The sequence below is a fragment of the Clostridium sp. UBA3061 genome (assembly GCF_002367465.1).
Lineage (GTDB): Bacteria > Bacillota > Clostridia > Clostridiales > Clostridiaceae > Clostridium_J > Clostridium_J sulfidigenes.
Map to the genome: position 1 here is coordinate 406,923 of NZ_DFCF01000010.1, position 12,901 is coordinate 419,823.

General features: G+C 32.0%; 10 protein-coding genes and 1 pseudogene. All 11 read right to left on the reverse strand.

Annotated features, from left to right (window positions below):
* Positions 1 to 154: 154 nt before the first annotated feature.
* The 11 genes and pseudogenes from B2P65_RS09495 to B2P65_RS09545 all read right to left on the reverse strand — a co-directional run bounded on the left by B2P65_RS09495 (position 155) and on the right by B2P65_RS09545 (position 12,900).
* A pseudogene (locus B2P65_RS09495) lies at positions 155 to 1,303 on the reverse strand (PQQ-dependent sugar dehydrogenase).
* A 124-nt stretch (positions 1,304 to 1,427) separates the two neighbouring features.
* Entirely contained in the window at positions 1,428 to 1,802 is a 375-nt protein-coding gene (locus B2P65_RS09500; RefSeq protein ID WP_346846428.1) for a phage holin family protein, read from the reverse strand.
* A 106-nt stretch (positions 1,803 to 1,908) separates the two neighbouring features.
* On the reverse strand, positions 1,909 to 2,844 hold the full coding sequence (locus tag B2P65_RS09505; RefSeq protein WP_346846427.1) for a DUF5692 family protein: 936 nt from the start codon (positions 2,842 to 2,844) through the stop codon (positions 1,909 to 1,911).
* Between the two features lie 288 nt (positions 2,845 to 3,132).
* Positions 3,133 to 3,765, reverse strand: coding sequence for a histidine phosphatase family protein (locus B2P65_RS09510; RefSeq protein WP_346880049.1), 633 nt, complete (start codon positions 3,763 to 3,765; stop codon positions 3,133 to 3,135).
* Positions 3,766 to 4,105: 340 nt separating this feature from the next.
* The gene (locus B2P65_RS09515; RefSeq protein ID WP_346880050.1) at positions 4,106 to 5,542 is read right to left on the reverse strand and encodes a carbon starvation CstA family protein; all 1,437 of its coding nucleotides are present in this window, start codon (positions 5,540 to 5,542) and stop codon (positions 4,106 to 4,108) included.
* Positions 5,543 to 5,647: 105 nt separating this feature from the next.
* Positions 5,648 to 6,349, reverse strand: a complete 702-nt coding sequence (locus B2P65_RS09520) for a LytTR family DNA-binding domain-containing protein (protein WP_346846424.1) — start codon at positions 6,347 to 6,349, stop codon at positions 5,648 to 5,650.
* 4 nt (positions 6,350 to 6,353) lie between these two features.
* Positions 6,354 to 8,027, reverse strand: a complete 1,674-nt coding sequence (locus B2P65_RS09525; RefSeq protein WP_346879247.1) for a sensor histidine kinase — start codon at positions 8,025 to 8,027, stop codon at positions 6,354 to 6,356.
* Positions 8,028 to 8,240: 213 nt separating this feature from the next.
* The gene (gene xylB, locus B2P65_RS09530; RefSeq protein WP_346846422.1) at positions 8,241 to 9,755 is read right to left on the reverse strand and encodes a xylulokinase; all 1,515 of its coding nucleotides are present in this window, start codon (positions 9,753 to 9,755) and stop codon (positions 8,241 to 8,243) included.
* A 25-nt stretch (positions 9,756 to 9,780) separates the two neighbouring features.
* Complete coding sequence (locus B2P65_RS09535) at positions 9,781 to 10,818, reverse strand: NAD(P)-dependent alcohol dehydrogenase (protein ID WP_346880051.1); 1,038 nt, start codon at positions 10,816 to 10,818, stop codon at positions 9,781 to 9,783.
* Positions 10,819 to 10,886: 68 nt separating this feature from the next.
* On the reverse strand, positions 10,887 to 11,873 hold the full coding sequence (locus B2P65_RS09540; RefSeq protein ID WP_035130662.1) for a sugar ABC transporter substrate-binding protein: 987 nt from the start codon (positions 11,871 to 11,873) through the stop codon (positions 10,887 to 10,889).
* Between the two features lies 1 nt (position 11,874).
* Positions 11,875 to 12,900, reverse strand: a complete 1,026-nt coding sequence (locus B2P65_RS09545) for an ABC transporter permease (RefSeq protein ID WP_414632441.1) — start codon at positions 12,898 to 12,900, stop codon at positions 11,875 to 11,877.
* Position 12,901 lies beyond the last annotated feature (1 nt).

Here is a 12,901-nt window from a genome sequence, read left to right on the forward strand (position 1 = left end):
TATGTTCATGTAAATATTATATTCTCACCTATAATTCGTGTCAATAGACTTTATCAAAAATTTCTTATATAAAGAAAAACACACTGTACAGCAATAGGTAAAAATATATATCATATTATGAAAGTAAGAGTTATAATTATTGTAAATCTTATGTTCATTTTTGCTGGCTACTCCTAATTGGAATAATCCGAATAATTTTATCATCACCTATATTAGGATTACCTCTTCCATCTCTATTACTTGTTGTTAGGTAAATTGATCCATCTTTCCCCTGAATAATCTCACGTAAGCGCCCATATCTATTCTTCAACCATGAATCTACGCTATTTACTTTCTTTCCTTTTCCATTCAATGAAATAGTAAGTAGTTGTTCTCCACGCAAAGTAGCAACTAGTAATTTCCCTTGCCACGGTCCTTGTTCTACAAAGGCTATACCAGAAGGTGCCCACGTCTCTTCTTCACTGTGTATTAATGGCTTTTGCACTATAACTTCCTTAGAGTCTTCATTTCCTTGAACCAGAGGTCATCCATAATTAGCTCCTGGCTGTATAATATTTATTTCATCATGAGCGGTCTGCCCATGCTCAGATGCATACAATATATTTCTTGAATTCCAGGCTAAACCCTGAGGATTTCTATGACCAAAGCTATAAACAGGTGAATTTACATTTGGATTATCTTCAGGAATACTACCATCTAATTCTATTCGCAGTATTTTCCCTGCTGTGCTTGTGACATTTTGTGCCAATGCAGAATTACCTGCATCCCCCGTCGTAATATATAATTTTCCATCTGGCCCTATCTTTATCCTACCACCATTATGAATCCGCCCACCAGTGATTTTATCAATAAGTACTCTGTCAATAGATGCCTTGTTATTATTTTCAATCAATCTCACAACACGATTGTTAACTTGATTACCTTCTGCATATGAATGCATAACATATATATAATGGTTTTGAGAATAATTTGGATCTAATGCAATTCCCATCAATCCACCTTCCCCTTGGCTTACAAAGGGTGCACTAAATCTGATCAGTGGCTGCGGAAGAAGTTTGCCATCTTCAATAATTCTAACTGCTCCAGACCGCTCTGTAAAATATAATTTACCTTCATTGCTTATATCTATGGCCCAAGGTACATATAAATTTTCAGCAATAACTTCAACTTCATAGGGAAGTTCTCTTGAAATACCGCTCTTTGCTTTCCCTCTAGAGGCGTTATCTCCACGTAATATCATATTAGATAAAACATTGTAAATCTTTCTTTTCATGCTGCTATCCTCCAAACTTAAATAAATCATATATCAATGCACACTTTATTTATATTATTAAGTATTCATGTTAATGTTCCATTTTTACATAAATAAAAAGAACCCTATTTCTAGAGTTCTTCCTTTAATCATTTCAATATGATGTATTTAAAAATTACATTGCTCTTGATGGAAATACAGCATCTATTACACCAATTACTAAAGCTGCTAATATTGCGCCTAGAAGAGATACCCTCATATTTGGCACTAAAAATTGTGCTACATATATTATTACAGCTGCAATAATAAAACCTTTTATTCCTTTTCCAAAAGGTGATGCATCAACTCCCATGAATGCTTCTACGAAATAGTCTAATACAGTTATTACAACTGCTGCAATTAGATATGACCATAATCCATAAATACTAAATCCTGGAGTTAAAAATGATGTTATACCTAAAATAATTGCAACTAATATCAATCTTCCTGCCCATCTTAAAATACTATTTCCACTAGAACCTTCTTTTCTTACCTCATTATTATCTGGCATAAGAATTCCTCCTTTAATAGAAATTTTAATTTCTTAAAGGTATTATGCCCATAAATTCCAAAAATATAATCTCCTATATACATATTAAATTATTATACTTTTTATATTATCTATTTTCTTCAACTACCTTCTTATAGGCTTTTGTTTCTACAAAAATTTCATCTTTTAGTGGATTAAGTTTATTTTTATGAATCTTATTAAACTGATAAATTACTAATGCTACATTTGCTATTAAAGATAATAAACTTAAAATAAAAAATGCTTTTGGATTATGTGTAGTAGCTACAGGTGCTATACGATCTGCAAAGGAAGGTACTGTCATAACAAACATAATCCATAGGGCAAGTGTCTGTGCACGATGCTGTAGCCATGCTCCTTTTTTGATAAAGAAAGCAGGTATGGTGCAAGAAAGTAACAGTGCCAAACCACAATAAAATGAATGATCTGCTATACAATTATATGTATAGGCAAAATTCCACAAATCATATGCTATAATCCAAGGCCATATCATATCAGGCCATATCATATCCTTTGTTTTATCTTTAGAAATAAAAATACCAACCCATCCGCAAATGGCAATAATGTTTAGTAACCCAGCTATACCATTCATGATATTCCATGATCCTGACATTACCCAAAGATTGTCTACATATGCTCCGTTCCATGCACCATATGTAAAGCATTGAAAATCACGAATAGCTGCTTCGAGAATATTAATTGCCAAAATAAGTGGTGGAAAGCATAATACCCACTTCTTTTTAGCAAGTGATGGAATATAGCGAATAGCCATAAATCCAAGGCACCCTGCCAGTGCTGAGTAAGTTTTTACCCAGTTAAACCAAGTACCTGTTCCATATTCATTTCCTGGAGCTGCAGTTGTTGGCCAAACAAAAATAGTTAAACCTATAGGAACAATTAAAAAAAGTATAATTCCGCCCCATTTTGTTGAACGACCAAGCTCATTAAAAGCCATTAAGGCAAAAAGAATAAAAAGCCAAATAGCCCAACCTGTAAAATTGGTTGACTCATAAAAAAAACCCATAATATTCCCCCCCTAAAAATAATATTTGACATAATTCTATTATGTCTCTTCATAACAAGCAAAGATATGTAAATATTTAAAGTTTAAATATCTTTATCTGTTATCTTAGTAATTATATTACATATTGACTCTTTGGTCAAATATTTAAAACGCCCCAAAACCCCCATGAACAGCACAACTATTTATATAGTTTTATATTTATATAGTTTCCTATATAACTATTTTCCTGTTTAAATATTTATATAGACATATAGTTTTATATACTCCTATTTCTCTATAAATCTAGGTTTATATTTCCCTATGATAATATAAATGCTCAACACTATTGCTCATAACTATTTCCCATTTTCCTTCTATATGCTCAATTTTGTGCATTCCAGTAGTAGATGTTTTAGATAGTTTAGGTGACTTATTTGTCCACTTTATATTATTTAATATATAGTATAAAACATTTATTACTCCACCATGAGTAAGAATCATTACATCATCTTCTTCCATTCCTGTTGAAATATTGTTGCAAAGTTCTAGAAAAGTACTTTGTATTCTCTTGTAAAACTCACTAGGGCTTTCCCCATTTGGATATCTCTCACTCATGTCTAGTGTATTAAAAAAGAGTCCAGGATATTTTATTAATGCATCCTTGTTATCCATTCCTGCCAGAACTCCATTATTTATTTCTCTCCAATCACTACAATACTTCACTGGTATATTAAATTTACTTTCAATCTCCTTAGCTGTTTCAACAGCTCGTCTTAAATCACTGCTTATAATTTTATTAATGCTGTACTTTTCTTTATTATCACTTAAATAATTTGCTAATAATTGGGCTTGTTCCATGCCCTCCTCTATTAAACCCAAATCACTCCATCCACCTCTATAATTTTCATTGTCCATACCATGTCTAACTATGTATATAGCCAATTTACCACTCACTCCTTCCTAGTAACCGAATAAACTATAACTACCATTTACCCTAAAATACTATTACTTTAATCGAATATAGAGCCTATTATTACAATTACATACTTTTATAATAAATTTATAGTTATAATTTGTAAACTATTTTATTTATTATAATATAATCCTTATCCAGGTATGTAATAACTCTTCACTCCCTCTTTAAATTAGATGGAAGTATTAGATATGATATCAACCGCATAAAAATATATAAAAAAGTACCTATAAGCTAAACACTTTTTATGTATCTAACCTATAAGTACTTTTATTTCATTAGTATTTTTATAATGAACTTTATAGAATTTTAAATTTTATTCTTTGCTTTTGTTTCTACTTTTTTTGCTGCTATTAAGAAAATTACAATTGCTACAATTGCACTTACAATTCCTATTGGATATGAAATACTTTGAGAAAGCTTAAAGCCTTCTGGTGCAATTAAAATGTAAGATGTACATACTGCTGTCATAAACGTAGCTGGTATAGTAGCAATCCAGTGTTTTTTACCTTTAGTAACTAAGTACATGCCTGATGTCCATAATACTATTGTAGCTAAAGTTTGGTTAGACCATCCAAAATATCTCCATACTATTCCAAAATCCATCTTAGTTAATATAAAGCCTACTACAAATAAAGGAATACTAATTATAAATCTATTTTTAATAGGTCCTTGATCAAGTTTAAATGAATCAGCTATAGTTAATCTTGCACTTCTAAATGCTGTATCCCCAGAAGTTATAGGACATGCTACAACTCCAAGTATAGCTAGTAATCCACCTACTCTTCCAAGTAAGCTTCCGCAAATTTCGTTTACTACCCAAGCTGCTGTATGACCTTCTATTGCCATAGTAGCATTTAACTCTGCTACTCCACCAAAGAAACTCATTGCTGCTGCAGCCCAAATTAAAGCAACTACACCTTCTGCTATCATTGAACCATAGAATATTTTTCTACCTTGCTTTTCACTAGTTATACATCTTGCCATTAAAGGTGATTGTGTCGCATGGAACCCTGAAATAGCTCCACAAGCAATAGTTATAAATAGCATTGGAAATATTGGGTTTCTATCTGGATTTGAATGCATATTAATCAAATTAGCCGGTATTATTTCTGGTATATCAAATCCACCAAAAATTAATGCACCACCAACACCAATTGCCATAACTAATAAACAAATTCCAAAAATAGGGTATATCTTTCCAATAAGCTTGTCTATAGGAACCATTGTTGCAATTATATAATATGCAAATATAATATATATTAATAATGTAATGTTTAATCCTGTTAATCCTTTTAATATACTTGCTGGTCCAGTTACAAATACAACTCCTACAAGAACTAAAAGTATTACTGAGAATACTCTCATAAAGTTTTTGAAGCCTTTTCCAAGGTATTGACCTACAACTTCAGGAATACTTGTCCCATCATGCCTTACTGAAAGCATACCAGAAAAATAATCGTGAACTCCACCTGCAAATATACATCCAAAGACAATCCACAAAAATGCTGATGGACCCCACATTGCACCTGCAATTGCACCAAAAATAGGTCCTAAACCTGCTATGTTAAGAAATTGAATTAAGAAAATTTTGTATGCAGGCATTTTAACAAAGTCTACACCATCCTCTAGCCTTACAGCAGGAGTTTGAATTTTTTCATCTGCTCCAAAAGCCTTTTCCACAATTGCACCATAAATAAAATAACCTATAATAAGAGCAATAATCGCTAAAATAAATGATACCATTTGGACCCCTCCTAATTAATTATTTGTTAACAAAATTATAATATGTTTTTTAGGAGTTTATACGGTTTCATACATGAAAAAACAAAAAAAGCACATCAAGTGCTTTTATATGCCCATTATATGCTTAAACTCACCTATATTATTTCTACTTACGGGTATATCAACTTTCTCACCTTGTAATTTTAACATAAAGGTGTTGTTAAACCACGGAACTATCTCTGTAATTTTATCAGTATTAATAATATATGATCTATGACTTCTATAAAAGAGTTCTTTGGGAAGTTTTTTATAAAATTCTGAAATACTACAGTTTACATTATATTGTACTCCATTAATATAAATTAAAGTTTCTCGTTCCTTTGCTTCACAATAGGAAATATCTACTATATTTTTTACAATCATCTTATTATCTTTCCAAAGGGTTATTTTATTATTTATACTCTTTTTATCTGAAAGTTTATCAATTTTCTTTAATGTACTAACTATTCGTTCTTCTGAATAAGGCTTTAATATGTAGTCATAAGCTTGAATTTCAAAGGCATCTACAGCATAATCTTTATGGGCAGTAATAAAAATTACAAGGGATTGCTTTGGAAAATGATTAATAATTTTACATAATGCAATGCCATCTAGTTTTGGCATATTAATATCTAGGAAAATAATATCTGGTTTATTTTCTTCAATATATTCTAAAGCCTTAATAGAATCATCAAATTCATTCACTATTTTTATATTACTGAAATTGTTTATAAAATATTTTAGCTCTTCTCTTGAAGGAGATTCATCATCAACAATAATACAATTCATACCATCACTCCCTTATTTTACTTACATTGAAACTGATTCTAGTACCGCTTTTCAATGTTTCTATCTTTAATCCTTCACCATAAATATATTTTAATCTATTATGAACATTTGATATGCCTATTTTATTTTCTTCCATTTTATCTTCATAGACTTTTTCTATAATATCTTTTGAAATTCCAATTCCATCATCTTCAATAATTATCATAATGTTGTCCTTGGAAACTTTTTGAACTTCAATTGTCACTGTCCCTTCACCTTTACCTTTTAAAATACCATGTTTTATGGAATTTTCAACTATTGGCTGAATGATAAGACTTGGGATTTTAACATCTAAATCATCTTCAATATTATAAACTACATGAAGTTTCTCCCCAAATCTTGCTTTTTCTATTTCTACATATGCTTTAACCTGCTCTAGTTCCTTATAAATATCTACATGGTTTTCCCCTATATCTAAATTATACCTTAAGTAGGTAGATAAATTAATAATTAGCTCTCTTGCTTTATTAGGATTAAATCTAATAAAGGAAATTATTGTATTTAGTGCGTTAAATAGAAAGTGAGGATTTATTTGGGATTGCAATGCCTTTATTTCAGCCTTATTTGCCATATTTTTCAGTTCTCCAAGCTTACTTATTTCTAGCTGGGTAGAAATAATTTGAGATAAGCCTACAGCCAAATTTATATTTCTAAAGGAAATGGCATTATCAGTGCAATAATATATTTTTAATGTACCTATTACTTCATCTCCTTCTTTTAAAGGAGCAATAATTGCAGATTTTAAACTACAATTTAAATTAGGACACTCTATCTGATTTGCATTTGTTAGAGAAAGTAAATTTCCTCCTTTAATAACCTTTTTTGTAGCCTCTGTTATAATATTTTGACCCTTTATGTGGTGGTCAGCTCCTACTCCTACGTGAGCTAATATATTCTCTTTATTTGTTATAGATACTGCATCTGCATTAATTGATTCCCTTATTATTCCGCATATCTGTTCTAAGGAATTTTCATTCATTTCTCTAAAATACGGTAAGGTTTTATTTGCAATCTCCAAAGCGATTTGTGCTTGTTTTGCTGCAATTTCTTCCTTTTCTTTAAGTATTTTTTGAATTATCAATATTAGAATTGCAATTCCAATAGCATTAGCAAAACTCATAGGAAAATATATGCTCTTTACAATGGTTAAGGCATTGCTAAAGGGATGTGCCATTGTAAGTATTAGAATCATTTCTAAAATTTCAATTAAAAGTCCTCCAAATAACCCGTAAAACCACTTGTTATTTTCATTTGATTTACTATATATTAAACCCGCAACTATTCCCGAAATTATAGTAGTTATTGTGCATGGTATTGATGTAATACCTCCAATATCTACAAGCAATCTATGAACTCCAGCTATAATACCTGCCATTGTCCCTACAAAAGGTCCGCATAGTATTCCCCCAGTCATTACACCAATAATTCTTGTATTAGCAATGGCTCCATTAACCTCTGTTCCTGTGTAGGTTCCCAAAATTCCAAAGGCTCCAAAAATTATTGAAAGCACAATTAGATCTTTCTTTTTAAATTTATCCTTTTGTACTATTTTCTTAAAGCTCCCTAGTCTTGAAACAAAGAAAGCAATAAGGATTATATACCCTAAATTATTCGTAAGATTTCTTAGTAATTCAACCATTAAAATTAACTCCATTTCACTAAATGCATATTTTAAAAACATATATCGAATATTTTACCAGTTGTTTTTATATCTAAATAAGTTTCTATAAATATTATATATAAAATTCTAAAATATATAAACAAAGTTATTAATACTTGTTGTGTCAAATAAGAATGAGCACCCCTAAGAGTGCTCATTCTTAACTTAATAAATTATAATATAATTAATCTATTATAATAATTCAAAAGTTCCTTTTAAATCATCATATATCTTCTTATAAATCTCATAATATCTTTTATATACTAGGGAATTTTCTTCTTTTGGAAATTGTACACTATTTTCAGAAATTGCTATGCTACAAGCTTCATCTATATCCTTATATACGCCAGTTCCAACTCCTGCTAGTAATGCTACCCCTAAGGCTGGCCCTTCTGAAGACTTATTTGTAGATACTTTGCAGTTAAACATATCTGCTAATATTTGACGCCATAGTTCACTTTTTCCGCCTCCACCTGACACCATCACATTAGTAGGATTCATTCCTGTGTCTTTAATGATTTCCATGCAATCTAAAAGTGAATAGGATACTCCTTCAATTACAGCTCTTAGCATTTCATTTTTTGTATGAGCAGCTGAAAGTCCAAAGAATACACCCTTTGCCTTAGGATTTAAATGTGGTGTGCGCTCTCCCATGAGATATGGAAGATATATTACTCCCCTTGAACCTGCAGGCACTTTTTCTGCTTCTTTAGTCATAAGTACATATGGATTAATTCCCATACCTTTTGCTAATTCAATTTCATTAGTACAAAAATTATCCCTAAACCATTTTAAAGAAAGTCCTGCACCTTGGGTTACTCCCATCATATGCCATGCACCTGGCACTGCATGACAAAAGGTGTGTACTCTTCCTTTCTCATCAATTATAGGTTCATCTAAATGAGCAAATACTACTCCTGAAGTACCTATAGTCGAAGATATTTGTCCACTTTTTATAATACCATTTCCTATTGCACCAGCTGCCTGATCTCCTGCTCCCCCAACTACTGGTGTATTCTCTTTAAGACCAGTAACCTCCGCTGCTTTTTTATGAACTTTTCCACTGACTACAATTGATTCATGTACATCTCCTAAATACTCTATAGGAATATCTAAAGCATTAAGGACTTCCTTAGACCAGCACCTATTTTTAATATCTAAAAGCTGCATTCCTGAAGCATCAGATACCTCCGTAGCAAATTCACCTGTAAGCATATATCTTATATAGTCCTTAGGCAATAATATTTTCCTACATTTTTCATATATTTCAGGCTCATTATTTCTAACCCAAAGTATTTTAGATGCTGTAAATCCTGTTAGAGCAGGATTTGCTGTAATATCTATTAATCTTTTTTCTCCAACTTTTTCTGTAATCTCAACACATTCCTTAGCTGTACGTTGATCACACCAAATAATAGATTTTCTTAATACATTTCCATCTCCATCTAACATAACTAAACCGTGCATTTGTCCAGATAAGCCAATACCACTAATGGATTCCGGATTTATATTACTATCTTTTATAACTTGATTAATTGTTATACATACTGCATTCCACCAATCTTGTGGGTCTTGTTCTGCCCAACCAATCTCTGGCTGATATAATGGATATTCTGCTGTAGAAGAGGAAATAGGATTTCCTCCCCTATCAAATAGCACTGTTTTAGTACCTGAAGTTCCAATATCTATGCCTAATAAGTACTTCATCTTCTAGCCACTCCAATCAAAATTATTAAAGCTTAATAACTGCCTTTACTACATCATTCTTATTTTCTATAACATAGTCAAAGGCTTCCTTTGCGTCACTAAAATCAAATTCATGGGTAACTATTCCATTAACATCAATTTTCCCATCAGAAATTGCTCCTATAGCTGCTGGATATATGTTTCTATATCTAAATACACTTTTTATTTCAACCTCTTTAGTCATTATTTGCATGAAATCGAACTCAATTATATCCTTTGGCGCAAGTCCTACTAATACAATAGCTCCACCTCTTTTTACTAAGTAAGGTGTCTGCTTTATTGTATGCTCAGATCCTGCTGTTTCAATAACCACATTAGCACCAGCATTGTTTGTAATCTCATTTATTACAGCTAGTACATCTTGATTTTTTGCATTTATAACTTTAGTTGCACCTAATTTTAGGGCATAATCTAATCTCTTATCTATAACATCTACAACAATAACATTTGTAGCACCATATGCCTTACAAGCTAATAAAGTTACTAAACCTATACATCCTGCACCTAAAACTACAACCGTATCCCCTAATTTTACATTTCCTTGTGATACGGCATGTAATCCTACTGCTAAAGGTTCGACTAAAGCACCCTCCTTAGTTGATACATTGTCTGGTAGTTTAAAACACATACTTTCTGGATATGTTATATAATTCATTAAAGAACCATGATATGGCGGTGTTGCTAAGAACTCAACCTCTGGGCATAGATTATATTTACCACTTTTACAAAATTCACATTGACCACAAGTTTGACCTGGTTCTAAAGCAACTCTATCTCCAACTTTTAAATTCTTAACTCCAGGGCCTACTTGAACTATTTCTCCAGCACATTCATGACCTAAAATAAAATCTCCATCTACTATGAAGTCTCCTATTCTACCATGCTCATAATAATGTACATCTGAACCACATATTCCTACATATTCTAATTTTATAAGTACTTCTTTATCCTTTGGAGCTGAAACCTCAATATCTCTTGTTTCCATATTATGAGTTCCACACATATATACTGCCTTGTTTATCATCTTTATTCCTCCTAAATTAAGTTCAATTATAGACCTTGCACAAAACTGTACAAGGTCTACATTTTTTATTAGTCTATATTACCTGCTTTTTTATGAATTTCTATAAACTCATCAGCGTTATCCTTTGTGATTAATGGACAATCTACCATTATAGTATCACGCTCTACTTTACCAGTCATAACATCATATGTTAGCTTAACAGCTTTTTCTGCAAGCTCGTAAGCACTTTGAAGAGTAGTTGATGTCATTTCACCATTTTTTATAGCTAAACAAGCTTCTGCTGTTCCATCAACACCATATGATAATATATTTGTCTTTCCTGCTGCTTTAGCTGCTTCAAGAGCTCCTACACACATGTTATCATTCATAGATATTATTGCATCAATTTCTCCATGAGTTTGAATCCAGTCTTCCATTAATCTCATCGCTTCATCTTTATTCCAATTTGCAATTTGCTCATCTAAGATTTTAACGTCTGGTCTCTTTGCAAAGAATTCTTTTTCCCATCCTTCACGTCTCTTATCAGAGTGCATATTACCTGCTGGTCCCATAAGAACTACAACTTTTCCATTTTGAGGAACTTGCTCTAAAGCAAGTTTTGCATTTTTAGCAGCTTGATCTACTGGGTCTGCATCTACTGCAGCTGCTCTATCATTATCATTAATACGGTTGTTTACTGTAATAACCTTAACACCTTTATCCATAGCTGCCATAGCTGGTGCTACTTGTGCTTCAGAATCAAATGGTTGAAGAAGAATTGCATCATATTTCTTTGTAACCGCATTCTCAATATGAGATGCTATAACTTCATTCTTGCTATCTCCATCAAATATATCTACCTGTACATCCTTATAGTTTGCAGCTACTTCATCCTTTACTGCATTTGCAAGCCATGCAGCAAAAGAATCTCCTTGTGCCCTTGCAATATATGCAACTTTATAAGTCTTTTCACCTTCTGCAGCTGGTTCCTCCTTTGAAGTATTAGTACATCCCACAGTAAGTGATAATGCTAGTAACGATGACATGGCTAAAGCTAATATTTTCTTTGTTTTCATATCATTTTCTCCCNNCAGAACTTCCTTTGGTTTTCACTAGGGTTTTGTCTTTTGTTTTATCAGTAATACTACCTAGCTTTTTACTTTCTCTTTTGTTCTTAGATTTTATATCGTAAATTACTGCAAATGCAATAATTACTCCCTTTACTACTTGTTGCATATAAGATTGTATTCCTACTAGGTTCATTATATTGTTTAAGAATCCCATAATGAATGCTCCTGCAAGGGTTCCACCTGCAGTTCCTATTCCCCCAGTAAAGCTTGTTCCACCAATTATTGCAGCAGTCATTCCTTCAAATTCTGCTCCTATACCAGCATTAGGAAGTCCAGCATTAACACGAGACATAAATAACACACCTGCGATTCCAACAAATATACCATTTATAAGATAAGCCTTCATCTTAGTTTTATTTACGTCTATTCCTGAAGCTCTTGAAGCCTCTTCACTACCACCTACAGCATAAACACATCTACCCAGCTTTGTATGTTTTAGGATGTACCAAGTTAAAAGAGTAATTCCAGTCATGAATATTACAGGAATAGGAATAAATCCTATAGAGTTTTGTCCTAGTACAATAAAATCTCCTATTTGATAAATATTTTGACCATTTGTAAATAATAAGGCTGCTCCTCTTGCTACAGTTTGCATAGCTAATGTGGCAATAAATGGAGGTGCTTTAAACTTAGTTACCATTATCCCATTGATAAAGTTACAAATAACACCTACAAGCACTCCAACTAGCACTGCTATTTCCAAAGAACCTGTTGCCTTAAAGGCTGCAACAGAAAGCAGACCTGATAAAGCCAGAACTGAACCTGCTGATAAATCTATAAGTCCACATATAATTAAAATTGTTTCACCAAAAGCAATAATAGTGGTTATTGATATTTGTCTTGATATATTAGTTAAGTTTTCTCCTGATAAAAATACAGGACTGATTAAAGAACATGCCATAAACATAGCAAGTAATACAACGTAAATACTATATTTACTTGAGGTTTTTGACCATTTATGTCTAATATCTATC